A 26546-nucleotide genomic window follows, 5' to 3' on the forward strand; every position below is an offset into this window, starting at 1 on the left:
GGGGTCAGACATAACCCTCCCAGTGTCTCAGGCAGCCTCGATGAGCGCGGGCAGGGCAGTCATCTGGTGGAACACCGCGTCGGCGCCGGCCAGTTTGGCCGGGTCCGTCATCGCGGCGTAGCCGAACACCGTCATCCCGGCGGCGTTGGCCGCGGCGACGCCGAGCGGGCTGTCCTCGACCACCACGCAGTCGTCCGGGGCGAAGCCGAGCGTGCCCGCGGCGTGCAGGAACAGGTCGGGCGCGGGCTTGCCGTGCGCGACGTCCTCGGAGCTGAAGATCCGCCCCTCGAACCGGTCCCGGAACCCGACCGTGGTCAGCGCGATGTGGATCCGCCGGTGCGTGCCCGACGAGGCCAGGCAGTACGGCGTACCGGTGGCGTCCAGGTGGTCGAGCACGTCGGCGACACCCTCGATCGCCCGCAGGTTCGCGAAGCCGTCGAAGAGGCGCTGGTGGTACCGGTCCTCCAGGTCGGCCGGCAGCGGGCGGCCGAGTCGTGCCTCCGCCTGCCGGCGCATCGACACCATGCTGCCGCCCATGAAGTCGCGAACGGCCTCGTCGAGCGTGTACGGCAGGCCCGCCTCGGTCAGCAGCTCGGCCAGGATGGTGTTGGCCAGCCGCTCGGAGTCCACCAGCACGCCGTCGTTGTCGAAGATCACCAGGCCGGTCACGCCCGGCACCTTACAAAACCTCGCGCGGGCCGGTTCGCAGTGCCTCGACGGCGGCCGCCACCGCGGGGTTGCCGGTGAGCTCCGCCCGCAGGATCGCGCTCACCCGACGGCGGGGCGAGCTGCGAACGGCCAGGGCACGGACGTGTGGGTTGGGGGCGGCGGTGAGAGCGAGCTGCGGCAGCAGCGTGACGGCCAGCCCTTCGGCCACCAGGCGCTGGACGACCACATAGTCGTCGGTGCGGTGCCGCACGTCCGGGACGAAACCGGCCTCGGCGGTCGCACTCACCAGATGCTCTTCGCACCGCGGGCATCCCGCGATCCACCGCTCGTCGGCGAGCTCGGCCAGGTCGATCGCCCGCTTCCGGCCCGCCAGCCGATGATCCGCGGGCACCACAGCCCTGAGGTCGTCCTCGAAGAGCACGACCTCCAGCAGATCACCTCCAGTGGCCGCGGTGCGGTGGTGCGTGAAGGTCAGCGCCAGGTCGACCTCGCCCGAAAGCACCTGATCACGCGCCTCCGGGGGTTCGGCTTCGGTGAGGCGTACGTCGAGATCGGGCGCGCTGGTCGCGAGCTCGGCCAGCAGCGGCGGGACGAGCACGGCCGCCGCGGACGGGAAGGCGACCAGCCTCAGCGAGCCCTTCCGCAGACTCGCCAGCTCCTGCAGCTCCGCCTCGGCCGCGCCCAGCCGGGCCGCCAGCGCGTCCGCGTGCCCGAGCAGCACCGACCCCGCTTCGGTGAGGGTGATGCCGCGCGCCGAACGCAGGATGAGCGGAAGTCCTACCTCGCGCTCGAGCCGCTGCATGTGCTGGCTGACAGCCGGCTGCGTCCAGCCGAGAGCGGTCGCCGCCCGGGACAGCGACCCGAGCCGCGCCACCTCACGGAAGATCAGCACCCGACGGGGATCCACGGACCCAAGCCTAGCTTTGGTCACCTCCGAGCAAGACGCTCTTCCGTTTGAGCTGTGACGAGGCCGACCCTGGACATATGCTCACCATCGCCGAAGCCCGGAGCGAGTTCGCCCCCACCGTCATCTACCTGAACACCGCCACCCTCGGCCTGCCCCCGCAGCGCAGCCGCGAAGCCCTCCAGCAGGCGTTGACCGACTGGCAGAACGGCACTGCCAACCCCCAGCAGTACGACGAACCCGTACGCCGCGCCAGGGCGGCGTACGGGGAGCTGGTGCGGGTGGACCCGAGCCTGATCGCGTGCGGGAGCCAGGTGTCGGGGTTCGTCGGACTGGTCGCCCAGTGGCTGCCGCTCGGTGGCGAGGTGCTGGTCGCGGAAGGGGAGTTCACCAGTCTCACCTTCCCGTTCCTCGCGCTCGGGCACCGGGTGCGCGAGGTGCCGCTGGAACGGCTGGCCGACGAGGTCCGGCCGTCGACAGCGCTGGTCGCCGTGTCCGCGGTGCAGTCCGCGGATGGCCGCGTCGCCGACCTGGAGGCGTTGCGGGCGACCGGCGTACGGGTGCTGCTGGACACCACCCAGGCGGTCGGCTGGTTGCCGATCGACGCGTCGCAGTACGCGTTCACCGTCGCCGGCGGCTACAAGTGGATGCTCACGCCGCGCGGCACCGCGTTCTTCACCCTCCAGCCGGAACTCGTCGACGAGCTCACCCCGATCAACGCGAACTGGTACGCCGGAACCGATCCGTGGAACAGCATCTACGGCTCGCCCCTGCGGCTGGCCGCCGACGCCCGGCGCTTCGACCTCTCCCCTGCCTGGCACGCGTGGATCGCCGCCGCTCCCTCGCTCGAGCTGCTCCGCGACATCGGCACCGACGCCCTGCACGCGCACAGCACCAGCTTGGCCGACACCTTCCGCGACACCGTCGGCCTGGACGGGCCGAGCAACTCGTCCGCAATCGTCTCCGCGGTCGCCGACGACGAGGTCCCCCGGTTGATGGCCGAGGCCGGCATCGTCGGCTCGGTCCGGGCCGGCCGGCTGCGGCTCTCCTTCCACCTCTCCACCAGTACGGCGGACGTCGAGCGCGCCTCGTCGGTGTTGCGCGGTCACCTGCAACGCGGAGGTGCGCAGCGGCGTCCGTAGGGTGTGAGGACATCGATGAGCGCCGTAGCCACCGCCGGATTGCTTGCCCTGCTGCTGAGCGCATGCGGGGACGAGTCGGGCGCCGGCGGGTCAGCCACCCTCAGCGGCAAGACGTACCTGTCGCTCGCGGTGACCGAGGACGGCAAGCCGAAGAAGCTGGCGCCGAACACCAGGATCCGGCTGGAGTTCCTGGACGACGGCCGCCTGGCGGCCACCGCGGGCTGCAACTCGATCGGCGGCAAGGCCCGCACCGGCGGCGGGAAGCTGTCGGTCGACGAGCTGGCGGTCACCGAGATGGGGTGCGACGCGCCGCGGCACGCTCAGGACACCTGGCTGGTGCAGCTGCTGCAGAGCGATCCGTCCTGGACGACGGAAGCGGACAAGCTCACGATCACCTCGGGCAGCACCGTGCTGCAGTTGCAGGACCGCGAGACCGCCACGCCGGACGTCGCTCTCGACGGGACCAGGTGGACGCTGGACACCGTGATCACCGGCGAGCTCGCCTCGACGCCCGGCGCGGCCAACGCCCACCTGACCATCAGCGGTGAGCGAGTGACCGGGGCCACCGGCTGCAACGAGCTGCAGGGCATCGTCGCCCGCTCCGGCGACAAGCTGACCTTCGGCGAGCTCGGCACCACCCGTCGCGCCTGCGACGGTGACGCCGCCGCGCTGGAGAAGACGATGCTGAGCACGCTGAACAGCGAGGTCAGCTACAGTATCGAGGCCAACCGGCTGAGGCTCCGCAAGGCCGATGGCAGCGGCCTCGACTTCACCGCCGCCCGCTGAGCCGTACGTCGAAGGCCTGCACCTCGTCCCGGGCAGTCTCGTACGACACGAGCAGCCGGCCGTCGGTCCGGAGGCGCGCGAGCTGGGCCGCGGTCAACGGCACCGACCAGCGCTGAACCCCTCTGGTCAGCTCTCGCGACGACTGCTTCACCAGGTGACCACTCATGTCCGGGGACCAGGGCGGGATGCCGCCATCGGTCACCGCGCACGGCGTCAAGCCGTAGTTCGGCGGCGGGTCGGTGGTGCAGCTCGTCGTGTAGACGGGGATCGCAGCCAGGTCACCGGTGGTGAGGAAGAGTCGCGCGGTGCCCGGACCACTTGCCAGGGTGTAGACGTCGAGCGCGCCGCGGCGCAGTCCGGCGTACAGGATCTTCAGGTCGTCGGTGGGGACACGGCCGGAGATGGGGACGCCGTTGCGGGCGGACTGAGCGATGGTCTGGGGCGACAGGGCGCCGTTGAGGTTGGGGCTCGACACGTCGGGCGGTGCCGGGGTGGTCGGGCGGCCGGCGGGTGGCGTGTAGCCGGGCAGCGTGGCCTTGCCCCAGCGGTACGGGTCGGACTGGACGGACCCGAGCGCGGACCAGCCGAGCCGGGTGCTCTGGTCGATGTGCCGCAGCGTGGTGGTGCCCGGCGCCGAGGTGTCGTCGTTGTCGTACGGCGTGAGGTTCAGCCCGAGGTTCGCCGGGTCGACGGCCGCCGGCAGGGTGGCGAGCGGGATCTTCACCTCCAGGTCGTAGCCGGTGTAGCCGTGCGGCACGGTCGTCTCGTTGCTGCCGACCCAGCGCGCGGTCGACGCGACCTGGACGCCGGGCGCGTTGCCGGTGTCGAGCGAGCCGCTGGAGTAGCCCTGGTGGTTGTCGGCGTCCCGGGACCAGCACGGCCCGTTGCCGCGGGCCGGGTCGTCGCTGAACGGGAAGATGCCGAGCTTGAAGGTGTTCGCGGTGTCCATCAGTGCCTGCGACGCGGTGCCGCGCGGGTCGAGCAGGATCTCCACCGAGTCGGCCTGCCAGTGCCCGACGCACTCGGCCGGTTTCACGGCGTACGACTGGTAGTCGTCGCGGACGTGCACGAAGAAGTAGAGCGCGTCGCCGGACCAGCTGACCTTGGCGGTGCTGCCCTCGCCGGTGGCGGAGACGCCGCAGTCATCGACGCCGGTGCAAGTGGACGCGCCCTGCCAGATCCGGCCGAGGTCGAGGGTCGGCCCCGGGTACTCGCCGGCGTCGGCCTTGCCGTCGACGACCGGCGCGGCGGTGGACTTGGCGATGGCCGTGGTCGGCACGATCGACAGCGTCAGGGTCTCACTGCCCGAGCCGCCGGTGAAGCTCGTGGTGATCGGGACGGACACGTTCTGCGTCGCGGGCAACGCGGTGTCGGTGTTGGTGACCTTGAAGGTGACCGTGGTGTCCGCGCCCGGCGCCACGGTCGGGTAGGGCTTGGTGGTGGCGTCGGCGGTGAAGTTCGGCGGCAGGTCGAGCGTGACGGACCCGTTCTGCGGAGTGGCCGACCAGTTGTGCACGACCACCGGTATGTCGAGCGTGCGGCCGACCCCGATCGACTGGATCGCGGCGGACCGGCCGAGCCGGGAAGCCTGCGGGGCCACGGTTTCCAGCCACTGGTCGTACTCCTGCCAGTTGCCCCAGCGCTGGAACCGGCCCTCGGCGGGAGAGACGATCCGGACGACGTTGTCGGTGTAGCCGGAGGCCTTCGCGGTGGTGTAGCGGGCGGAGATCTTGGCGAGCTGGTTGACCGGCGCGGTCGCGGACGGCGTGACCGTGAAGGTGAGCGCGGCCTCCGAACGGCGCGGCACCTGGCGCGGACCGTCGACCGACCAGCCTGCCGGGACCGTCAGCTTCACGTTGCCCTCGGCAAGGTTTCCGCGCGGGGCCCGGAGGTGCACGGTGGCCTGGAACGGTTCGCCCGCGACGTTGGCGAAACGGGAGAAGGTCAGGTACTGCAGCGTGCCGGCCGGCAAGCCGCCGGGGTCCGGCTCGGTCGCGCCGAACAGGATCGCGTCGTCCCGGCCGGCCTGCGGATTGGGCGTGCCGTCCTCGAGGACGTTGGGCTGGAACGGCACGAACGACTGGGTCATCGCGAACCGGGAGCAGGCCGGGGCGGACGTGCCCTTGAACATCACCCGGCTCTGCGTCGGGTAGGCCGCGCGACCTTCCTCGGCCACCTGCTGCCAGATCTTCGCCGATCCGGCCGGACGGCCCTGCAGGTTGCCGGCCGGCCACGTGTACGGGGAGTCGTAGCCGGTCCAGACCCCGGCGACGGTGTCCGGGCCGCTCGGCACGAAACCGGTGGTGCAGTGCGCGGCGGTCGTCGTACCGCCGGTGCCTGCCGTGCTGCCGCCGGAGAAGACCTTCTTCACCTGCCAGGTGCTCAGCGCGTCCGGACCGCGGAGCTGCTCGGGGAACTTGGTCGGGTCCGCCGCGGCGAGCACGCCCTCCCAGATCAGCCGGCCCGCCTGCTGGTGGTTGCCGTGCCCGGCGTTCAGGGTCGGGGTGAACCCGAGGTAGATCTCCGGCTGCGTCGTGCGGATCACCCGGGTGACGCGGCGCAGGGTCTCCTGCTCGTCCCAGAAGTACTGCGTCAGCGGCGCGCTCTGGTTGTAGAAGAAGTCGATCCGGTCCAGGTTGAAGATGTCGACGGTGCCGGACCGGTAGTGGGCGACCCGGTCCTCGTTCTCCCGCCGCAGGCCCAGCTCCGGGCCGAGCTCGGTGCCGACCGCGTTGCCGCCGCCCTCACCGCGGGTCACCATGATGACGCCGCACTTCACGCCGTACCGCTGGTGCCACACCCCGCACGGCCCGATGATGCTGGTGTCGTCGTCCGGGTGCGCCCACTCCCCCATCACGTGGATCTTGGTCTCCGGGTCCGCCACGTACGGCGGCGGCGCCGACCTGGCCTGCGCTGTCACCGGCAATCCCGCGACAAGCAGCAGAACCGCGATCACCAGAACACCAAGACGCTTCATGCGGACTCCTAGGGCGGTGGAGGACCAGCCCCTCCGTCCTATCCGCCCGGCCGCCGGGCCGCAACACCAAGGGCGCGCCGAACCGCGGGAAACCGCGAAGCGCGCGTCAGTTCTCCTCGTCGAGAAGCTGACGGGTGGCCGCGGGGAGCGCGCGGGCGATCGCGATGGCTGTGGTGGGACCACCGGTGGCGGACAGGCGCGCGGCGGCGGCGTGCAGGTGGGCGCCGACGGCTGCGGCGTCGAAGGGGTCGAGGCCGGCGGCGAGCAGGGAGCCGCACAGCCCGGCCAGGACGTCGCCGGAGCCGGCGGTGGCCAGCCAGGGGGTGGCGTTGGTATTGACGCGGACGCGACCGTCGGGAGCCGCGATCACTGTGGTCGAGCCTTTCAGGAGGACCGTGACGTCGTACCGGTCGGCGGCCAGCCGAGCGTGCGTCAGGCGTTCGGCTTCGACGGTGGCGCGATCCACCTGCAGGAGGCGGGCGAGCTCCCCCGCGTGCGGGGTGATCAGCACGTTGACGTGGTCACCGGAGTCGTCGAGTGCTTTCAGGCCGTCGGCGTCGAGCAGGACCGGCTCCTCGTCGTCCAACAGGTCGCGCACCCTGGCGACATCCAGTTCGTCGCCGAGACCGGAGCCGATCGCCCAGGCCTGCACCCGGCCCTCGCCGACGACGATCTCGGCGTGCGCGGTACGCACCGCCTCGCCGACCGCCTCGGGCCCGACGTACCGCATCATGCCGAGCGGTCCGCCGAGCGCGCCGCCGGTCGCGATCACCGCGGCGCCCGGGTACTGCGCGGAGCCGGCCATCAGCCCGAGCACGCCGCGGGAGTACTTGTCCGACTCGCCGCGCGGCACGGGATACCGGGCGCGGACATCGGCCGCCTGCAGCGCCTCGACCGGCGCGGCCGGCAGCTCCAGTCCGATGTCGACCAGGTGGACCGGGCCGCAGGCGGTCGCCGCCGGGTCGACGAAGTGGCAGATCTTGTGGGTGCCGAAGGTGACCGTCAGCGCCGCCCGGACGTGCTCGTCCGGCGTCTCGCCGGTGTCCACGTCGACGCCCGACGGGATGTCCACGGCAACCACCGGTACGGCGTACTGCTCGGCGAGCCGGACCGCGGTCAGCGCCTGCGGTTTCAGGCCGGGCCGGCCACCGATGCCCACGATGCCGTCGACCACGACGTCGGCGGTCGCGATCTCCTCGGTCCCGCCGATCCGGCCGCCCGCCTGCCGCAACGCCGCCAGCCCGGCCGTGTGCACCTTGTCCGACAGCAGGACCGCGACCACCTGGGCGCCGCGCCGGGCCAGCTTCTCGCCGGCGTACAGGGCGTCGCCGCCGTTGTCGCCCGAGCCGACCAGCAGCACCACCCGGGCGCCGTACACCCGGCCCAGGAAGTTGCCCAGCGCAACAGCAAGGCCGGTAGCCGCGCGCTGCATCAGCGTGCCCTCCGGCAACCGCGCCATCAGCTCGGCCTCGGCCGCCCGGACCTGCTCGACGGTGTGCGCACGACGCATCTCAGACCTCCGGACAGGGGCGGCGGACAGCGCCGCCACGGTCAGCCTTCCAGGACGACGACCGCCGACGCGATGCCGGCGTCGTGGCTCAGCGACAGGTGCAGACTCTGCACGCCCAGCTCGGACGCCTTGGCCTTGACCGTGCCGGTGATCTCCAGCCAGGGCCGGCCGGAGTCGTCGGTGCGGACCTCCGCGTCGTGCCAGTGCATCCCGGCCGGGGCGCCGAGCGCCTTGGCCAGTGCCTCCTTGGCGGCGAACCGGGCGGCCAGCGAAGCAGGCGGCCGGGCCGCCTCGGACGCGGTGAAGACCCGGTCGCGCAGACCGGGGGTGCGCTCCAGCGTCTTCATGAACCGTTCCACGTCGACCACGTCGATGCCCACGCCGACGATCATGGGGTCCCTGATGTGACAACTGCCACACCCGCAGAGTCGTTGCCGCACATGCCGGTCAGCGTAGCCCGCGGTGATGGGGGAACAATGGGCCCCATGCTGCAGCCGCCGCGGGAGGTGACTCCCTACACCGAGCTGGACCGGGCCGCCTGGGCGCAACTGGCCGAGACGACCGAGTCACCGCTGACCGCCGAGGAGATCGAGCGGCTGCGCGGCCTCGGCGACGAGATCGACATCGACGAGGTCCGCGAGGTCTACCTGCCGCTGTCGCGGATCCTGTCACTCTACGTGAGGCACGCTCGCGCGCTGCACGCGGACACCGAGGGGTTCCTCGGCCACACCGCGACCAGGACGCCGTTCGTGATCGGCATCGGCGGTTCGGTTGCCGTCGGCAAGTCCACCACCGCGCGGCTGCTGCGCGAGCTGCTCGCCCGCTGGCCCGAGCACCCGCGGGTCGCCCTCGTCACCACCGACGGCTTCTTGTGGCCGAACGCCGAGCTGGAGCGGCGCGGGCTGATGCTGCGCAAGGGGTTCCCCGAGTCCTACGACCGCAAGGCGCTGCTGCGCTTCGTGGTCGAGGTGAAGTCCGGGATGGACAACGTCGAGGCGCCGGTCTACTCGCACCTGCACTACGACCGGCTCGAAGGCGTCCGGACCACGGTCGAGCAGCCCGACATCCTGCTGCTCGAAGGGCTGAACGTGCTGCAGCCCGCGCCCCGGCACGCCGACGGCAAGAGCGGGCTGGCGGTCAGCGACTTCTTCGACTTCTCGGTGTACGTCGACGCGGCCGCCGACGACATCCGGTCCTGGTACGTGCACCGCTTCCTCAAGCTCTGGGAGACCGCCTTCCGCAACCCGGAGTCGTACTTCGTCCGGTACGGCGAGCTGAGCCGCGGCGAGGCGATCGCGAAGGCGGAGTCGCTGTGGGACGGCATCAACGGCCCGAACCTGCGGGAGAACATCCTGCCCACCCGCTCCCGCGCGACCCTGGTGCTGCGCAAGGGCGCCGACCACGCCGTCCGCTGGGTCCGGCTGCGCAAGCTCTGACCCCGGCCAACCCGGGCACCCCGCCGCCCTTCGCCCTTCGCCCGCCGCCCGCCGCCCTTCGCCCTTCGCCCTTCGCCCTTCGCCCTTCGCCCTTCGCCCTTCGCCCTTCGCCCTTCGCGCGAACTCTGATGGGTTGACCCGCCAGGTTCATGGTTGGCCCACCACAATTCGGTGGGCCAACCATTGACCTCGGTGGTTGACCCACGAGAGTGGCAACTGGCGATCGGCCGGGGATCTGACTCCGGCTCAGGCGAAGCGGCGCGCCCTGGCCGCCGGGACCACGGCGAGCGCGACGACGGCAGCGGTGAGCGCGAAGGCCGTCGGGTAGCCGACCCCGGCGACGACGAAGCCGAACAGGATCGCTCCCGCGCCCCAGCCGGCGTCGTACGCGAGGTTCCACAGCGCGCTGACCTGGCCGTAGCGCGAGCGCGGCACCCGGTCGTACATGATCGCCAGCGTGAGGTTCTGGGCCGCACCGAAGCCGGTCCCGAAGAACGCGGCGCCGATGACCACCGCGGCGGGAGTGCCGACGAAGACCAGTGAGCCTGCACCGAGCGCAGCCAGCAGCAACGCCGGCACCAGGAGCCGGTCCGGGCCGACGCGATCTCCCAGCCGCCCGGCCAGCCACCGTGCGCCCGGGGCGGTCACCGACTGGATCAGCAGCGCGGCCGCCACCATCAGGTGGTTGCCCGACGCCAGCGGCAGAAAGGTGACGCTGATGCCGGCGGCAACGGTCACCGCGGCGAACACCCAGGTCGGCATCAGCAGCCCGCTCCCCCGCAGCCCACCGAGGACCCGGACGTGCTGCTCCTCGTCCCCCGAGGGCACAACGACCCGGCCGGGCATCGTCGGCAGGGCCGCGAGCCCGGCCAGCGAGCACGCTGCCGCCAGCACGAACAGCACCTCGAAGCCGACCACGCCGGTCAGGTAGACGCCCAGCGGCAGGCCGACGGCGGCCGGCAGACCGACCACCACGCCGTACACGCCGAGGCCTTCGCCGCGCCGGCCGGCCGGGGTCAGCTCGGCAACCAGGGCGACCGCACCGACCACCATGATGGCCAGCCCGGCGCCGCGAACGACGCAGACCGCGAGCACCAGCGGGAGCGAGGCGGTGAAGATCAGCGCGATGCTGGGCGCTCCGAGCAGGACGAGGCCCAGCGCCAGCGTGCCGCGGTACCCGAAGCGCTTCAGCATCGCCGGCACCAGCAGTTCCACGGCGACCGCCGCGAACATCATCGCGCCGGTCGACAGGCCGGCCCCGATGCCGCCGGAGCCGTTGGCCGCGAGGTAGACGGGCACGACCGAGGTCAGCAGGTACATGCTCAGGCCGGAGCCGAACGTCATCACCAGCAACCGCGCGAACCGCGGGGTGACGAGTCGGCCGGTCGGAGAGGCGGCGGGATCGCAAGCGAGGCTGGTCATGCCTTCACGCTAGAAACGCACCGGTCCGGCGGACAGGTCCAGTTCGCGGACCGTGAGCAGGACCAGTTCTCAGAGCTGGTCGCGGATCAGCGCGGTCAGCCGGTCGAGGGCGGGCTCGATCTCCTCCGGGGTGACCGAGCTGCAGGACAGCCGGAGCGCGTGGATCGGCTCGTCGCCGTCGTAGAAGTGGCTCATCGGGGTCCACAGCACGCCGTACTCCTGGGCGGACCGGGCGAGCAGCGTGTCGTCGACCGGGAACGGGACCGTGACCACCAGGAAGAAGCCGCCGGACGGCACGTTCCAGGTGATCTCGCCGGCGGGGAAGCGCGCGGCCAGCCCGTCGGTTAGCGCGCGCAGGTTGGCCGCATAGGTGGCGCGTTCCCGCCGGTTGGCGGTGACCAGGCTGCAGTCGTTCTGCAGCAGCTTGCCGCCGATCATCGCCTGCGCCACGGCCGAGGTGTTCACCGTCACCATGCTCTTGATCTTGGACAGCTCGTCCGCGAGCAGGCTGGTGGTGCCGTCCGGGTGCCCGACCACCTGGTCCGCGACGACGTAGCCGACCCGGGCGCCCGGCAGCGCCGTCTTGGCGAATGAGCCGAGGTAGATCACCCGCCGCTCGGTGTCGAGCGCTTTCAGCGTCGGGAGCCGCTCGGCGCCGCCCGCCGGGAACAGCCCGTACGGGTTGTCCTCGAGCAGCAGCAGATCCTGCTCGGCCGCCACCTGGAGCAGCCGTTCGCGCGTCTCGAGGTCGAGGCTCAGCCCGGACGGGTTCGCGAAGTCGGGCATGACGTAGCAGGCCCGCGGTCGCAGGCCGTCAGCGCGAGCCGCCTTGACCACCGCGGCCAGATCGTCCAGGTCCACACCGTCGTTGCCGCCGGCAACCGACAGCACCGGGAGGTCGAGCAGTCGCGCCGCGCCCGTGATGCCGACGTACGCCGGGGCGACCGCTAGCAGCACGTCGCGGTCGTCCGCGCGCAACGCCCGCAGCGCGAGCACCATCGCCTCCTGGCAGCCGACGGTGATCACCAGCGCGTCCGGGTCGACCGTGACGCCCTCGTCGGCGAGCAGGTTCCGGGCGACCAGGCGGTGCACGATGCCCTTCGTCCGGCCGTACTGGAACAGCGTGCGCCGCACCTCGGCCTCGTCGTAGCCGAGCTCGTCGCACAGGTAGCGGCAGAACGTGTCGAGGTACGCGTGCAGGTCCTCGATGGCGTAGAACTGCTCGGCCGGACGGCCCGCGGCCAGCGAGATCGCGTCCGGGTAGTGCTGGGCGACCTCGTTGAGGAAGTTCATCGAGTTCAGCGCGCGGTGGGTCAGGGCGCCGTGCAGGTCGGTCACGTCCAGATCAGCCACAGGCTCTCCTGGTGTCGAGTCGGGCGGCCGCGGCGACGTCGGCACAGCCGGCCAGCATCATGGCGTCGGACACCTCGGTGCGGAGCAGGTCCAGGGCCTGGTCGCAAGCACCGAGGGAAAGAGCCCAGAGCAGCGGCCGTCCCACGAGCACGCCGGAGGCGCCGAGCGCGAGCGCCCGCAGTACGTCGGTGCCGCTGCGGATCCCACTGTCCAGCAGCAGTTGAGCGGAGTTGCCGACGGCATCGACCACCGCCGGTAGCGCGTCGACGGAGGGAACTGCGCCGTCGAGCTGGCGGCCGCCGTGGTTCGAGACGACGATGCCGGTGGCACCCACCTCGACGGCTCGGCGGGCGTCGCGCGGGTCGAGGATTCCCTTCACCACCAGGGGGAGGTCCGATCTGGCACCCAACCACTCCAGGTCCGCCCAGGAGACGGTCGGCGAGAAGGCGGAGGCGGTGTGCGCGGCGACGGCCGACAGACCTGGAACCGCGGTGTGTGCTTGGTGCACCTTGGTCGCCAGGTTGGCGGCGACGACGTCCGCGGGCAGCGCGAAGGCGTTCCGTACGTCGCGCAGGCGGCGACCCATCACCGGGACGTCGACGGTGACCATCAGGGCCGAGCACCCCGCGGCGGCGGCACGCTCGGCGAGCGACTCGACGACTGCACGATCGCGCAGCCAGTACAGCTGGAACCAGGTCGGCGCTGCACCGGCGATCTCCTCCAGCGGGTAGCTGCTCAGCGTGCTGATCACGTACGGAATCCCCGCGGAGGCCGCGGCCCGGGCAAGCATCAGCTCTCCGTCGGGGTGAAGCAGGCGCTGATAGGCCATCGGTGCGACGGCGACCGGCATCGCCGCCGCTGTGTTGACGAGCCTGGTGGACGGGTCCGCTGCCTCGACGCCGGCCATCACGCGTGGGGTGAGGTGCACGGAATCCAGCGCCGCGCGGTTGTCTCGCAAGGTGGTCTCGGTCCCGCTGCCGCCGGCGACGAAGTCGCGCACCGGCGTGGGCAGCACGTCCGCGGCGAACCGCTCGTAGTCGTCCAGGCAGCAGGCCTGCGCCGCTCCGCGTCCCACCGCGGCGGGGTCGGGAGCCGTGGCCAGGCCACCTCCGTCACCCATCGGCGAAGACCCCGCGCAGCCAGTCGGCGGCTTCCCCGATCGCCCGGCGGCCGCCGTCCAGGACCCCGGACATCGCGAAGAAGCCGTGCACCATCCCGTCGTACCGGCTGAGCACGGTCGGCACCCCGGCCGCGTGCAGCTTCTCGGCGTAGAACTCGCCCTCGTCGCGCAGCGGGTCGTACTCCGCGGTGATCACCAGCGCGGGCGGCAATCCGGCGTGCGACGTCGCGAGCAGCGGCGAGGCCAGCGGGTCGCGGCCCTGCGCGGGGTCGGTCAGGTAGTGGTCCCAGTACCAGCCGACCGACGTCCGGTTGAACAGGTACGGATCGTCTCCGGCGCGCATCGACGGGGTGTCCGAGCCGTAGAGCGTGTTCGGGTAGACCAGCAGCTGGCCGGCCAGCGCGGGACCGTTGTCCCGGGCAAGCAAAGTCGTCGCGGCGGCGAGGTTGCCGCCGGCACTGTCGCCGCCGACCACGACCCGGTCGGCGTCGACCAGCCAGGACTTCGCGATCCACTCCGTCGCCCGGTGGCAGTCGAGAACCGCCGCGGGGAACGGGTTCTCCGGCGCCAGCCGGTAGCCGACCGTGATCACCTGGCACGGCACGGCATTGGCCAGCCGGCGGCAGATCCCGTCCGCCGTCTCGATGCTGCCCAGCGTCCAGCCGCCGCCGAAGAAGTAGACCAGCGTCGGCAGCGGCCCGTCGCCCGCGGGCCGGTAGACCCGCAGCGGCAGGCCCAGCTCGTCGACGACAACGTCCTCGACCGAGTGAACCGGCTCGACCTCACCGCCTGCCGCCTGGATGGCGGCGAGGTCGGCGGCGCGCGCCTCGGCCAGCGTCCGGGTGTACAGCTGCGGAACGTTCTCGGCCGCGCGCTGGGCGCGCATCGCCTCCACCTGCGGATCCAGCGGCATGCTGCACCTCACCTTCCGAACAGTCACGGGACAGCGCGGGTCGAGCCGGCCGGTGGCCACCGCGGCGACGGCGGTGGCCACCGGGTCCGTCATCGCACCAGGTGCAGCGGGACCGCGTCGGCCATCGCCTGGTAGCCGGTGTCGTTCAGGTGGATGTGGTCGCCACCGTCGTACTCGGGACGGAGCTTGGACGGCGCGCCGGGGTCACGGACGGCCTTGTCGAAGTCCACGAGACCGTCGAACTCGTGCTGGCCGCGCAGCCACTGGTTGACCGCCTGCCGGGTCGCCTCCTTCTCCGCCGTCCAGCCGCCGGGCGTGGCGAAGCCCTCGTACGGCGTGATGGTGGCGCCGATGCTGCGGATGCCGTGCTGGCGCAGCTGCGCGTTGATCTGCCGCAGCGTCGCGATGATCTGGTCGGCCGGCGCGTTGTCCATCCACAGGTCGTTGATGCCCAGGTGGGTGATCACGGCCTTCGGCTTGGTCTGGCCGTAGACGTCCTCGTTCAGCCGGGCCGGCGCGTTCAGGCCGAGCTGCTCGACACCGGGACCGCCCAGGATCGGGTCGGTGCCGTCGCGGTTCAGCCGGTTGCCGGCCAAGCCGACGTTGAGTACGCCGGGCATGCCCGGGCGCCGGTCGGTGGCCAGCCGCTCGGCGAGCTGGTCGGGCCAGCGGTTGTTGGCGTTCAGCGTGCTGAGCGTGCCGTCCGCGATCGAGTCGCCGAGCACGACCACCGCGCCGTCGGACCGCTCGGTCCGTACGTCGACGCCGGACAGGAACGTCCAGCAGCAGGCCCGGGTGGTGACGTACGGCGTACCGTCGGCGGCGTCGGTCAGGTCGCCGGGACCGAAGAAGTTCTGCTGGTTCGACGACGCGTGCCAACTGGTCGGGCCGGTCGCGGCGGGGTAGTAGACGCTGATCACCAGCGTGCTCAGGTCCGGGACCTTCAGCGCGACCGGGTCGCTGAGCAGCTCGGCGCCCTTGTTCATCACCGCCGTCGGCCGGCCGCCGAAGGTCAGCGCGCGCTTGCTGGCCACGTCGATGTCGGACTGCACCGGCGTCGCGGTGTTGCCGAACGCGACGGTCGCGGCGCCGATCCGGACCGGGCGGTCGCCGTAGATGTTCGAGAACCGGATCCGGACCTGGTCACCGCCCGCGGAGGCGCGGACGACGTAGCGGGCACTTTGGTTGGTGAGGCCGGTGGCGGTGAAGCCGGCCGCCTCGGGCCGGGTCACCCCGGTCGACCAGCTGCCCACCCACTCGGGCCGGCCCCCCGGGCCCGAGGACGAGACCTGCGAGTCGGTGCCGGTGAAAACCAGCGCCGAGCCGGCCAGCGAGACGGCCGCGGCCACCGCGGCCGAACGGACGGAACGGGAAATACGCATGGAACAACCCCCCAACGGGTTGGCGCGCGACCACAGACAATTGCCGCACGCATGGCGGTGACGGCAACCTAGTTCGGGATTCCTGATGCGTCAACGGGCATCCTGAATCGGCCATTTGAATTTCTCCGAACGCTGGTCGCGGTGAAATTCCCGCAGTACAGTCCTGCCCGGATCGAGAAGGGTGGGGAGCCATGTCGGTCGATGTCGTGCCGGACGGGAATCTGGCGCATTCCAGGTCGTACGTCGTGACCGCGCTGGAGCTTTTTGCCCGCTACGGCGAGCGGACTGCGATCGTGGCCGGGGACCACCGGCTGAGCTACGCCGGGCTGCGGACCCAAGTGCTCGACTTGGCCGCCACCCTGCAGGAGCGCGGCGTCGGTGCCGGCACCGGTGTGCTGGTGCTGGCCGGCAACACGGCCGAGCTGCCCGCTCTCCAGTTGGCGCTGCACCTGGTCGGCGCCCGGACGATGTGGATCGCCCCGATCGCGGGCCGCCGGGAGATCGAGGCGTTCGCCCGGTTGTCCCAGCCGGACGTGTTCGTCTACGACGCGACCAGCAAGGCCGTGCTCGGCGAGCGCCTGGCCGTCCAGCTCGGCGTACCGGTGCACTGCCTGGGTCCGGGTGGCCTGGGGCCGGACCTGCTGCGGCCGCGGCCGGACGGAGCCACCCGGTTCGAGCCGGAGCATGACGACGTGGAGCCGGCCACCTGCCTGCAGACCAGCGGCACCACCGGCGAGCCGAAGCTGGTGCACCACCGGCAGGCGTTCTACGAGCAGATCCTCACGCTGGCCGCCGACTACCTGGCCGCCGGGCTGCCGGTCCTGCGGCACCTGTCGCACTCGCCGATGGCGTTCGCCAGCGGGCAGATCACCAGCTTCTTCAACCTGTTCCTGGGCGGCGTGCTGTTCCTCGAGAACGAGTGGGACGCGGGCCGCGCGCTGGCCACGATCGAGCGCGAGCGGATCAACTCGACGTACGTGTCACCGCCGTTGCTCTACCAGCTGCTGGACCACCCGGACCTGGCGACCACCGACGTGAGCAGCCTGTTCATGCTCAACGTGGGCGCCGGTCCGGCCGCGCCGTCCAGGCTGCGGCAGGCGATCGCCCGGTTCGGCCCGGTGCTGCGCATCGTCTACGGCCTGAGCGAGGTCATCGTCGTCACCGCCCAGCCGGGCCTGACCGAGGACCCGGAGCACCCGGAACGCCTGCGCTCCTCCGGTACGCCGTACGGGGACGTGCGGGTGGAGATCCGCGACGCCGACGGCCACCGGCTGCCGCCCGGCCAGACGGGTGAGATCTACGCGACCAGCAAGCTGCGTTTCGCCGGCTACTGGGGCCGCCCGGACCTCACCGAGCGGGCGATCGTCGAGGGCTGGGTCCGGACCGGTGACCTGGGTTACCTGGACGCCGACGGCTACCTGTACGTCGTCGACCGGGTGCAGGACACGATCGTCACCGGCGCGAGCAACTGGAACGTCTACTGCCGCCCGATCGAGGACCTGCTGCAGGCTCAGCCCGGGATCCGCGCGGCCGCTGTCATCGGCGTACCGGACGACGAGTTCGGCGAGGTGCCGCACGCGTACGTCGCGCGTTACCCGGACGCCGCGGTGACGGCCGAGGCGCTGCAGGAGGCGGTCCGGGACGAGTACAACGCGATGTGGGTGCCACGCCGGATCGAGTTCGTCGACGCGCTGCCGCTGACGTCGGCGCACAAGGTCGACAAGGTGGCGCTGCGGTCCGCGGCCGCCGGGGCAGCGCGCGGTCCGGTATGAGGCCGACGCCGAGGACCTCCCTGGTCACCCTGTTCGCCGCCGACATCCTCTCCGCGCTCGGCACCCGGGTGTCGGCCGTGGCGATTCCCTGGCTGGTCCTGATGACCACCGGCAGCGCGGCCAAGATGGGCCTGATCGCCGCCGCCGAGATGCTGCCGTACGCGCTGACCGGCGTACTCGCGGCGCCGCTCGCGGACCGCTTCGGCCTGCGCCGGACCTCGATCGTCACCGACGCGGGCAGCGCGCTGGCGATGGTCACGGTGATTCTCAGCCCGGGGTCGTCGTTCCTCCAGCTGGCCGCGCTGGTCGCGATCGGCGGTGCGCTGCGCGGGATCGGCGACCGGGTCAAGCACGTGATGCTGCGGCCGCTCGCCGAGCAGTGCGGCGTCCAGATGCTGCGGATCACCTCGCTCTACGAAGGGCTGAGCCGGGCGGCGACACTGGTCGGGGCGCCGCTCGGCGGGCTGCTGATCGCCTGGCTCGGCACGAACGGGGCGCTGTGGGCCGACGCCGTCTCCTTCGCCGTCTGCGCCGCCCTGGTCGCCGCCCTGGTCGCCCTGCCCCCCGAGCAGTCGCCGGAGGTGGAGGCGCCCGCCCGGGAGCCGTACTGGACCGCGCTGCGCGGCGGGTTCAGCTTCCTGCGGGCCGACCAGGTCCTGATCGGCATGATGGTGATGACGTTCGCGATCAACGTCTTCAGCCAGGCCAGTGGCGCCGTCTTCACCCCGCTGTGGGTCGAGGAGGTGGTCGGGTCGCCGGTCGTGCTGGGCCTGCTGTTCGGCGGCTTCGCCGGTGGCGCGCTGCTCGGCAACCTGATCTTCACCGTGTACGCCGACCGGATCCCGCCGTACCGGGCGTTCGTGATCGGCGCGCTGGTCGGCGGCGCTCCGCGGCTGCTGACGATGGGGCTGTCCGACCAGGTCTGGCTGGTCGTGTCGGTCAGCTTCCTGTGCGGCATCGCCAACGCCTCGCTGAACCCGGTCATCGGCGTCACCCTGTACGAGCGGGTCCCGCCGGCGCTGCAGACCCGGGTGTTCGGCGTGATCGGCGCGATCACCTTCGCCGGCATCCCGGTGGGCAGCCTGCTCGGCGGCTGGAGCGTGGCCCTGTTCGGCCTGCGCCCGGCCCTGCTGCTGGCCGGCGGCCTCTTCCTGCTCGCCACCCTGATCCCGGTCGTCCAGATGTACCGCCGGCCGCTCTCGATCCCGACCTACGGCGCCACCACCAGCCCCAAGACCGAGGAGGCCGCGTGAGGGAGACCAACGACCCCTACTGCCTGCGCCCCGGCGAGAGCGCGGAGCTGCTCGCCGGGCATCCCTGGCGTCGCTTCGTCGTCCTGGGTGACAGCGTGGCGGAGGGGCTGTGCGAGCCGGTGGAGGGCTACAGCGACCTGCAGTGGGCTGACCGCCTGGCGGCCGAGCTCAGCGCCTCAGCGCCCGGTCTGGAGTACCTCAACCTGGGCGTGAGCGGGCTCCGCGCCCACGAGATCCACGCGACGCAACTGGACCGCGCCCTGGCGTTCCGGCCGGACCTGGCCCTGGTGGTCGGCGGCGGCAACGACGCCTTCGGCGCCCGGTACGACGCCGACCGGGTGGATGCCGAGCTGGAGGCGATGGTGACCGCGCTGCAGGCGGCCGGTGCCGACGTGATCACGCTCGGCATGTTCGACGTGTCCGCCAGCCCGGCGGTCGCGGACTGGCTCCGCCCGGGGCTGCACGAGCGGATGCGCCGGCTGTCGGAGCGCACCCGGGCGCTGGCCCAGCGGCTCGGCACCCTGCACGTGCACCTGACCACCCACCCGCTGTCGACCGATCCGGGCCTGTACAGCGCCGACGGCCGGCATGGCAACGCCCGCAGCGACGCGGTCGCCACCGCGGAGACCTTGCGACTTCTCGGCCGGCATTTGTCCGGTCGCCGGGAAATGCACGTCACGAAGACCGGAAAATGACACGACGAATTGACCGGACGGTGCAATCAATTCGAATGGATCGAATTGCGGGCGGATCACCGGAACCAATCATCCGAAAGCAACCGCAGATTCCCGCCGGCCGGCGTCAGGGAAACCCGCCGACCGCCACCACCACACGCTGCCGGAAGGCGGCCGACAAACCTCTGGGAGGGCACCGATGAACGACCGCCCCGAAGCGCTCGGACTGCTCGAGTTCTGGGCGATGACCGACCTGGTCACGCCGATGGCGCTGCGGACCGTCGCCACCCTGCGGATCGCCGACCTGCTGGCCGGCGGGCCGCGCGACCTCAAGGACCTGGCGGTGGCGGCGAGCTGCGACGCCGACGCCCTCGGCCGGGTGCTGCGGTACCTGGCCGCCCGCGGCATCTTCGTCGCGCTCGCCGACGACCGGTTCGAGCTGGGCGGTACGGCGCGCTGGATGCTGGACGACGACCCGAGCGCCGCGCGCCGCTGGCTCGACCAGGACGGCTACGGCGCCACGATGGACCGGGCCCACCTGGACCTGCTCGGCATCGTCCGCCGCGGCGGACCGGTCGAGGCGGCCAACAAGACCAGCCTGGACGCGACCGCCGCCGCGTCGTACGACCAGCTGATGGCGGCCAACACCCGCAACGAGGCGCCGCTGCTGGTCCGGGCGATCGACTGGGGCCGGTTCGAGCACATCGTCGACGTCGGCGGCGGCACAGGGGTCCAGCTGGGCGCTATCCTGACCGCCTTCCCGCAGACCCGCGGCACTCTGGTCGAGCTGCCCGCCAGTGTCGAGGCGGCCGAGCGCCAGCTGGCCGGCACCGGGCTGACCGGGCGTTGCGACATTCTCGCGGGCAACCTGTTCGACCTGGAGCTGCCTGCGGCCGACGCGTTCCTGCTGCGGATGCTGCTGCACTCGTTCGAGGACGAGCAGGCCGTCGAGGCCCTGAGCCGGTGCCGCCGGGCACTGCGCCCGGGCGGTGCGATCTTCGTCGCGGAGGCGGCCGACACCCACCAGGAGGCGTTCACGACGATGGACCTGATCGTCCTGGTGCTCGGCCACGGCCGCGAACGCTCCCTGACCCAGTACGACGAACTGGCGGCCGCCGCCGGCCTGCGCCGGGTCGCGATCCACACCCCACCCGCCGGCCCCCGCGCCCTCGAGTACACCGCCTGACCCCACCGGCCCGGTCATCCGGCGTCCAGCACGAGGGCGCCGGTGACGTGCACGTTGCGCTTCAGGTTGAGCACCTCGCCCTCGTCCTGGCTGCCGATCCGGACGTAGCAGCCGGCACCCCGGCGGCCGAAGCTGTACGGACCGATCGAGAACGGGATCTCGGCCTGCTCGACCCGGCCGGACTCCAGGTGCACGAAGTCCATCAGCAGCCGGTCCGGTCGGCTGTACTCCTGCAGCAGGTGCGATCCGTCCGCGACGCCCCGGTCGATCGCCGCGGCCCAGTCGTCCGGCGACTGCTCCCGGCCGACCAGCACCCCTTCGCCACCGAACTCGTCCGCCGGCTTCAGCACCAACCGCTTCCGGTCGGCCAGCGCCATCAGCCGGTTGCTTGCGGTCAGCAAGGAGGTCCGCGGCAGGTGGGTGCGGATCAGCTCCGCGTCCGCCGCGGGCAGCCGGTCGGCGTCCTCCCAGAGCCAGGCGAAGACCACCTTGTTGCTGAGCAACCACGACGCCGCCGAGGTGAACAGCGACGCGGTACCGGCGCGCAGCGCGTCCTTGATCGCCTGCAGACCGACCGTCGGTGGCATCTGCGAGCAGACGAACAGCCGCAGGATGGCCTCCACTTGCCGCACCTCGGAGGTGCCGTCGGCCGAAGGGATGCGCCCGATCAGCCGGTCGTCCGCATCCAGCTCCAGCCAGTCGACCGGCAGCACGTCCATCGCGTAGCCGAAATCACGGCCCCGCTGAGCGAAGGGCTCCAGCAGCTCGACCAGCCGGGCCGGGTCGTGCGACTCCGGGTACTCCCCGTCGGTCCGGAAGAGCATCGTCAGTCGGTCCCGCTCCGCGAGGCCCAGCGTCGCGCCGACCGCGGCGTACCGGGCGTCGACCGCGGACGGCGGGGCCGAGGCTGCCAGTCGATCGGCCAGCTCGTGCCGGTGCAGCAGTTGCAGGAACCGCTCGGACACCTGCTCGGAGTCCCAGACGCTGCCCACGTCACTGCCGATGTTGAACTCGACGAACTTCGGGACACCGCCGGTCAGCAGCACATCCGGCCGTCCGGCCGTCACCAGGTGCTCCCCGAGCAGCTCGTCGTCGTCCAGGAACTCGACCCGGCCGTCGGGGATCCCGAGCAGCTTCCGCAGCTCACCTGCGGTCCTCGCCCGGCGGAGACAACACTCCAGGACGAGCTGCAGCATACGGTCGCTGAGCCCGTAGAGCCGGTCCAGCCAGTCCCTGCGGACCAGGACCGGCCGCAGCGGCTTCCAGGTCTCGTTGTACGTCGCGATCTCGTGGAAGACCGACTTCCAGCCCTCGGTACCGGCGGCCAGGACCTCAGCACGCAGGTCGTCGGGCAACTCGGCCCAGCAGTCGAAGCCGGGCCGGTCCACCCAGTCGTCGGCAGTCATCGGCGGTCGTCGACCAGCAACGGGCCGGTGACGTGCACGGCGCGCTTGAGGTTGAGCACCTCGCCGTGCTCGTGCGACCCCACCCGCAGGAAGCACCCGGCGGCCTGTCGCCCGAAGGTGTACTGCCCGACCGAGTACGGCACCTCGGCTTGCAGCTGCTCACCGGAGTCGACGTTGACGAAGTCCATCGTGAGCCGGTCCGGCCGCACATAGTCCTGCAGCAGGAACGAGCCGTCACCCGAGGTCGCCTCGGCCAGGCCCGCTCGCCACTCGTCGGCCGGGCACTCGTGCCCGACCAGCACGCCGGAACCGCCGTACTCGTCGGCGGGTTTGAGGACCAGCTCGGCCTGGCGCCCGGTCGCGTCCTGCACCGCGTCCGCGGTCAGCAGCCGGCTCCAGGGCACGTGCCGGCGGACGAGCTCCTGGTCGTCGGCGTCCAGCAGCTCGATGTCGTCCCACAGCCAGGTGAGCAGGATCTTGTTCGCCAGCAGCCAGCCCGCCGACGAGGTGAACAGCCGGGAGGTCCCCGCCTCGACCGCTGCCTTGAGCGCTGCCTGGCCAGGGTTCTGCGGCATGTCCGTGCAGACGAAGAGCCGGAAGACGGAGTCGACCAGCCGGCCCTGGTTGACCAGCCGGCCCTGCTCGTCGGACTCCAGCCAGTGCACCGGCGCCACGTCGACGTCGAGGCCGAACGCCTTGCCGCGGTCGATGAACGGGTCCAGCAGCTTGAGGATCGCCGGGATGTTGTCGCTGCCCGGGTAGTCCCCCTCGGTCCGCAGCACCAGCGTCAGCCGGCTGCCCGGTTCCAGCTCGAGCAGGTCGACGATCGCCCGGTACCGCTGGTCGACCGGCGACGGCGGCGCGTCCACCAGTACCAGCTCGTCGAGCCCGTGGCTGCGGAACATCTCCAGGAACCGGGTCGACACGCCCTCGGTGTCCCAGACGCAGCCGACCTCGCTGCCGATGTTGAACTCGACGAACTTCGGGATCCCGTCGCTGATCAGCACGTCCGGCCGGCCGGACTGGATCAGGTGCTCGCCGAGCACCTCGTCGTCGTCCAGGTACTCGATCAGGCCGTCCGGAGTACCGAGCAGTTTCCGCAGCTCCCCGGCGGTCGTTGCCCGGCGCAACGCGGTCTGCAGGACCAGCTCCAGCAGCCGGTCCATCACCCGGCCCAGCTCGTCGTACCGGCCGCGGTCGATCAGCACCGGCCGCAGCGGCCGCCAGGACCGGTTGAAGGTGAGCACCCGGTCGAACACCCGCCGCCAGTCCTCGTGCCCGGCCGCGACCACCTTCTCCCGGGTCGCCGCCGGCAGTTCCTGCCAGGCGTCGAAAGGGCGGCCACGCCAGTCGTAGCTCAGGTCCATCGCTTCAGCTCCGTTTCGTCCACGAGCAGCAGGCCGCCGGTCAGCGCACCCTGGGTCAGGTTCACCACGCCGCCCGCACCCGGCGGCGAGAAGCGGGTGAAAACACCCGCGGGGATCCGGTCGAACAGGTAGGTCGACACGCAGTACGAGACCTCGGCCTCGACGACCTCGCCGGTCGCCGGTGCGAGGAACTGCATGGTCAGCGGGTCGGCCTCGATCAGCTCCTGGAGGATGTGCGGCCCGGTCGCCGCGTCCAGCGCGGCCAGCCAGTCCTCGGTGGAGGTGAGCGGTCCGATGAAGACGCCGTGCCCGCCGTAGTCGTCGGTCGGCTTGAGCACCAGCCGTTCGCGGTCGTCGATCGCCCGCTGCCGCAGCCGCGGGCCATAGACCCAGGTCCGCGGGATGTGCGCCCGGACGACGTCGGCGTCCTCGGCCGGCAGGTTGTCCAGGTCCTCCCAGAGCCAGGCGAAGATCGTCTTGTTGCTGAGCAGCCACACCGCGCTCGGCAGGTACATCCGGAACGTCCCGGCCGCGTGCGCCGCCCGGACCGCCGCCATCCCGGGACTGTCCGCGACGTACGGCGGAACGAACATCCGCCAGACGGCATCCAGCGTCCGGTCGCCGGCTGTGAGCCGCCCGTCGGCGTCCTGCTCGATCCACTCGACAGGGTGCACCACCAGGTCCACGCCGAGCTCGCGACCGCGGTCGGCGAACGGGCGCAGCCGGTTGATCAGGTAGTTCGGCCGGTCCGCGCCCGGGTAGCCGCCACCGGCGGTGAACAGCATCCCGGTCACCTTGCCCGGGCCGACGTCGGCCCGGATCGCGTCGAAGCGTGCGTCGATCGCCGACGGCGGAGCGGCCGCCCGCAGGTCGGCGAACATGCGCTCCTCGCGGTACACCTCCATCCACCGCTTGATCACGCCGTCCGCGTCCAGCACCCCGCCGAGCGCGCTCTCCACGTTGCACTCAACCATCCGCGGGACTCCGCCTTCCAGCAGCAGGTCCGAACGGATCGCGTTGATCAGCCGCCCGGTCAGCGGCTCGCTGTCGTCGAGCAGCTCGATCCGTCCCTCCGGCACCCCGAGCACCTCGCGCAGCTCGCCGGCCGTCCGGGCCCGCCGCCGGCAGCACTCCAGGACCAGCCGTGCCACCTGCTGGGTGACCCGGTTCATCTCGGCGTACGCCGCGTGCGAGGCGACCGGGGAGCGCAGCGGGATCCAGTTCTGGTTCTGCAGCGCCACGTCGTCGTACACCTGCTGCCAGTACTTGTGGCCGTAGGCAAGCAGCTTCTCGCGCACCGGTGCGGGCAGGACCGGCCAGAGCTCGGCCGCGGACGGTCGTTCGGTCATCGCTCCCCCTTCAGTACGGCGCGGATCGTGGCCAGCAGCTGGTCCCGGCCCGGCTGCACCGCCCGGTCCAGCGCCAGCGCGAACGGCAGCACGGCGCCGTCGGGCCGGGTCACGCGGCGAGGCGGCGCGACCAGGTCGAACCGCTCGGCAGCGACCGCCAGAACCTCCGCGGCGAACCCGCTGGTCCGGTTCGAATCGTCGATCACCACCAGCCGCCGGGTCCTCGCCACCGAGGCGGCCAGTCCGTCCACGTCCAGCGGATAGACCGTGCGCGGGTCGAACACCTCGATCGAGATGCCCTCCCCGGCCAGCTCGTCGGCGGCCGCCAGCGCATCCTGCAGCAAGTGGCCGAGAGCAACGACTGTCACGTCCGAGCCGTCCCGGGCGACGCGACCGACCCCCAACGGAACGGGCCCCAGCTGCTCGAAGTCCACGTCGTCGCGGATTCCGAGCGCTCCGGCCGGCGCGAACACCACCACCGGGTCGTTCTCCCGGATCGCCGACAGCAGCAGTCCGTAGGCGTCCGCCGGCGTCGCCGGGACGACCGTCTTCACCCCGACGTGCGCGAACAGGCTGTACGGGTGGTCCGAGTGCTGCCCGGCCCACCCGGTCCGCGAGCCCGACCCGGGCACGACGTACGTCACCGGCACCGTGCACTGGCCGCCGGTCATCAGGGAGAACTTGTGCGCCTGGTTGGCGATCTGCTCGAAGACCAGGAACAGCAGCGACGGGATCTGGAACTCGATCACCGGCCGCAGCCCGGCCAGCGCCGCCCCGGTCGCGAAGTTGGTGAACGCCTGCTCCGACAGCGGCGTGTCCAGCACCCGCTCCGGGCCGAAGCGGTCGGCCAGCCCCGCGGTCAGGTTCGAGGCGGCCACCCGGACGTCCTCGCCGAGCACGAACACCGACTCGTCGGCGGCCAACTCGTCGCCGAGCGCCCGGTTCAGCGCCTTCAGGTAGGACAGTTTCGGCATCAGCGCTGCACCTCCGGCGACGCGTAGAGGAACTCGAGAGCGGCAGCCGGGTCGGGATGGGCACTGCCCAGCGCGAACCCGGCCGCCGCGTCGAGCAGGGCCTCGATCTCGGCATCCACGGCTGCCCGTAGCTCGGCAGCCAGCCGTGCGCCCTGGATCTCCACTGGGTCCCGCGACCGCCCAGTCGAGAGCTCTTCGGTCGATCGGTAGTTCAGCCGCGTCCGGTGCTCGAAGGTGTGGTGAGCGTCGAAGCGGTACGTCGTGCACTCCAGGAACGTCGGTCCCCGGCCGGACCGGGCCCGGGCGACGGCGGCGGACGTTGCTGCCAGCACCTTCTCCGGGTCCTGTCCGTCGACGGTGAAGGCCGGCATCCCGAAGGCCCGGGCCCGGCCGGTGATGCTGCCCGCGACCGCCGACTGCACCGGCATCGTGGTGGCGTAGCCGTTGTTCTCGCAGACGAACACCACCGGGACCTGCCACAGCGCGGCCAGGTTGAAGGCCTCCAGCAGCATGCCCTCGTTCATCGCGCCGTCGCCGAAGAAGCTGGCCGCCACCACGTCGCGGCCCTGCCGGCGGTACGCCCAGGCGGCGCCGGTCGCGATGGAGCCGGCCGCGCCGACGATCGCGTTGGCGCCGAGCACGCCCAGCCCGAAGTCGGCCGCGTGCATGGACCCGCCGCGGCCCTTGTTCAGCCCGCTCTCGCGGCCCATCAGCTCGGCCAGCATCCGGGCCGGGTCCGCCCCCTTGGCCAGCACGTGCCCGTGGCCGCGGTGGGTGCTGGTGATCACGTCGTCCGGGCGCAGCGCCGCGCACACCCCGGCCGCGATCGCCTCCTGGCCGACGTACGGGTGGATGCCGCCGACGATCTCACCGGACCGGACGAACCCGATCGCCCGCTCCTCGAAACGCCGGATCAACCGCACGGTCCGGTAGAGCTGGTCGGCGGTCACC

Annotated in this window: 22 protein-coding genes; 7 read left to right on the top strand and 15 right to left on the bottom strand. The window is 71.8% G+C overall.

Translation table 11 applies throughout. The features are described from left to right. Positions 1–27: 27 nt before the first annotated feature. Both KFLA_RS29985 and KFLA_RS29990 read right to left on the bottom strand, forming a co-directional pair. The gene (locus tag KFLA_RS29985; RefSeq protein ID WP_041290652.1) at positions 28–669 is read right to left on the bottom strand and encodes an HAD family hydrolase; all 642 of its coding nucleotides are present in this window, start codon (positions 667–669) and stop codon (positions 28–30) included. Between the two features lie 10 nt (positions 670–679). Then, positions 680–1576 (bottom strand): LysR family transcriptional regulator, encoded by an 897-nt coding sequence (locus tag KFLA_RS29990; RefSeq protein ID WP_041289545.1) that lies wholly within the window; start codon positions 1574–1576, stop codon positions 680–682. 77 nt (positions 1577–1653) lie between these two features. On the opposite strand from KFLA_RS29990, the gene KFLA_RS29995 reads away from it, so the two are divergent. Then, complete coding sequence (locus KFLA_RS29995; RefSeq protein ID WP_012923601.1) at positions 1654–2715, top strand: aminotransferase class V-fold PLP-dependent enzyme; 1062 nt, start codon at positions 1654–1656, stop codon at positions 2713–2715. A gap of 15 nt (positions 2716–2730) precedes the next feature. After that, entirely contained in the window at positions 2731–3501 is a 771-nt protein-coding gene (locus tag KFLA_RS30000) for an META domain-containing protein (RefSeq protein WP_012923602.1), read from the top strand. On the opposite strand, the gene KFLA_RS30005 is transcribed toward KFLA_RS30000, so the two are convergent. The 3 genes from KFLA_RS30005 to KFLA_RS30015 form a co-directional block, all read right to left on the bottom strand. Then, entirely contained in the window at positions 3485–6478 is a 2994-nt protein-coding gene (locus KFLA_RS30005; protein ID WP_012923603.1) for a sugar-binding protein, read from the bottom strand. The two genes, KFLA_RS30000 and KFLA_RS30005, sit on opposite strands and share 17 nt — an antisense overlap. Before the next feature lie 106 nt (positions 6479–6584). Then, entirely contained in the window at positions 6585–7988 is a 1404-nt protein-coding gene (locus KFLA_RS30010; protein WP_012923604.1) for a bifunctional ADP-dependent NAD(P)H-hydrate dehydratase/NAD(P)H-hydrate epimerase, read from the bottom strand. Positions 7989–8029: 41 nt separating this feature from the next. After that, complete coding sequence (locus tag KFLA_RS30015) at positions 8030–8380, bottom strand: holo-ACP synthase (protein WP_012923605.1); 351 nt, start codon at positions 8378–8380, stop codon at positions 8030–8032. Between the two features lie 93 nt (positions 8381–8473). On the opposite strand from KFLA_RS30015, the gene coaA reads away from it, so the two are divergent. Beyond that, positions 8474–9424 carry a type I pantothenate kinase gene (gene coaA / locus KFLA_RS30020; RefSeq protein ID WP_049797457.1) on the top strand — a complete coding sequence of 317 codons (951 nt, stop codon included), beginning with the start codon at positions 8474–8476 and terminating at the stop codon, positions 9422–9424. A gap of 246 nt (positions 9425–9670) precedes the next feature. On the opposite strand, the gene KFLA_RS30025 is transcribed toward coaA, so the two are convergent. The 5 genes from KFLA_RS30025 to KFLA_RS30045 all read right to left on the bottom strand — a co-directional run bounded on the left by KFLA_RS30025 (position 9671) and on the right by KFLA_RS30045 (position 15614). After that, positions 9671–10846: an MFS transporter gene (locus tag KFLA_RS30025; protein WP_012923607.1), complete on the bottom strand. Its 1176-nt coding sequence runs from the start codon at positions 10844–10846 to the stop codon at positions 9671–9673. A 69-nt stretch (positions 10847–10915) separates the two neighbouring features. Continuing rightward, a complete protein-coding gene (locus KFLA_RS30030; protein WP_012923608.1) occupies positions 10916–12199 on the bottom strand; it encodes an aminotransferase-like domain-containing protein in 1284 nt (427 codons plus the stop codon). Then, the gene (locus KFLA_RS30035) at positions 12192–13319 is read right to left on the bottom strand and encodes an alpha-hydroxy acid oxidase (protein ID WP_012923609.1); all 1128 of its coding nucleotides are present in this window, start codon (positions 13317–13319) and stop codon (positions 12192–12194) included. The genes KFLA_RS30030 and KFLA_RS30035 overlap by 8 nt, the downstream gene beginning before the upstream one ends. Continuing rightward, positions 13312–14232 (bottom strand): alpha/beta hydrolase, encoded by a 921-nt coding sequence (locus KFLA_RS30040; RefSeq protein ID WP_041290654.1) that lies wholly within the window; start codon positions 14230–14232, stop codon positions 13312–13314. The genes KFLA_RS30035 and KFLA_RS30040 overlap by 8 nt, the downstream gene beginning before the upstream one ends. Before the next feature lie 89 nt (positions 14233–14321). After that, positions 14322–15614 (bottom strand): SGNH/GDSL hydrolase family protein, encoded by a 1293-nt coding sequence (locus KFLA_RS30045; protein ID WP_012923611.1) that lies wholly within the window; start codon positions 15612–15614, stop codon positions 14322–14324. Between the two features lie 191 nt (positions 15615–15805). Between KFLA_RS30045 and KFLA_RS30050 the strand changes: the two genes are divergently transcribed. The 4 genes from KFLA_RS30050 (at position 15806) to KFLA_RS30065 (ending at position 20499) form a co-directional block, all read left to right on the top strand. Further along, positions 15806–17386: a class I adenylate-forming enzyme family protein gene (locus KFLA_RS30050; protein ID WP_012923612.1), complete on the top strand. Its 1581-nt coding sequence runs from the start codon at positions 15806–15808 to the stop codon at positions 17384–17386. Next, positions 17383–18639 carry an MFS transporter gene (locus KFLA_RS30055; RefSeq protein WP_012923613.1) on the top strand — a complete coding sequence of 419 codons (1257 nt, stop codon included), beginning with the start codon at positions 17383–17385 and terminating at the stop codon, positions 18637–18639. The genes KFLA_RS30050 and KFLA_RS30055 overlap by 4 nt, the downstream gene beginning before the upstream one ends. Continuing rightward, entirely contained in the window at positions 18636–19334 is a 699-nt protein-coding gene (locus tag KFLA_RS30060) for an SGNH/GDSL hydrolase family protein (protein WP_012923614.1), read from the top strand. Before KFLA_RS30055 ends, KFLA_RS30060 begins: the two co-directional genes overlap by 4 nt. Positions 19335–19512: 178 nt before the next feature. Beyond that, a complete protein-coding gene (locus KFLA_RS30065) occupies positions 19513–20499 on the top strand; it encodes a methyltransferase (RefSeq protein WP_012923615.1) in 987 nt (328 codons plus the stop codon). A 14-nt stretch (positions 20500–20513) separates the two neighbouring features. Here the strand turns inward: KFLA_RS30065 and KFLA_RS30070 are convergent, their stop codons facing one another. Genes KFLA_RS30070 through KFLA_RS30090 form a run of 5 tightly spaced genes read right to left on the bottom strand, consistent with a single transcriptional unit; the run spans position 20514 to position 26545 of the window. After that, on the bottom strand, positions 20514–21905 hold the full coding sequence (locus tag KFLA_RS30070) for an ATP-grasp domain-containing protein (RefSeq protein ID WP_012923616.1): 1392 nt from the start codon (positions 21903–21905) through the stop codon (positions 20514–20516). Further along, entirely contained in the window at positions 21902–23272 is a 1371-nt protein-coding gene (locus KFLA_RS30075) for a hypothetical protein (RefSeq protein WP_012923617.1), read from the bottom strand. The genes KFLA_RS30070 and KFLA_RS30075 overlap by 4 nt, the downstream gene beginning before the upstream one ends. Beyond that, a complete protein-coding gene (locus KFLA_RS30080; RefSeq protein WP_012923618.1) occupies positions 23263–24621 on the bottom strand; it encodes a glutathionylspermidine synthase family protein in 1359 nt (452 codons plus the stop codon). Before KFLA_RS30080 ends, KFLA_RS30075 begins: the two co-directional genes overlap by 10 nt. After that, a complete protein-coding gene (locus KFLA_RS30085; protein ID WP_012923619.1) occupies positions 24618–25595 on the bottom strand; it encodes an alpha-ketoacid dehydrogenase subunit beta in 978 nt (325 codons plus the stop codon). The genes KFLA_RS30080 and KFLA_RS30085 overlap by 4 nt, the downstream gene beginning before the upstream one ends. Continuing rightward, positions 25595–26545: a thiamine pyrophosphate-dependent dehydrogenase E1 component subunit alpha gene (locus tag KFLA_RS30090; RefSeq protein WP_012923620.1), complete on the bottom strand. Its 951-nt coding sequence runs from the start codon at positions 26543–26545 to the stop codon at positions 25595–25597. The genes KFLA_RS30085 and KFLA_RS30090 overlap by 1 nt, the downstream gene beginning before the upstream one ends. Position 26546 lies beyond the last annotated feature (1 nt).

Origin of the sequence: Kribbella flavida DSM 17836 (assembly GCF_000024345.1) — a bacterium.
In the GTDB taxonomy this organism is placed as follows: Bacteria; Actinomycetota; Actinomycetes; order Propionibacteriales; family Kribbellaceae; genus Kribbella; species Kribbella flavida.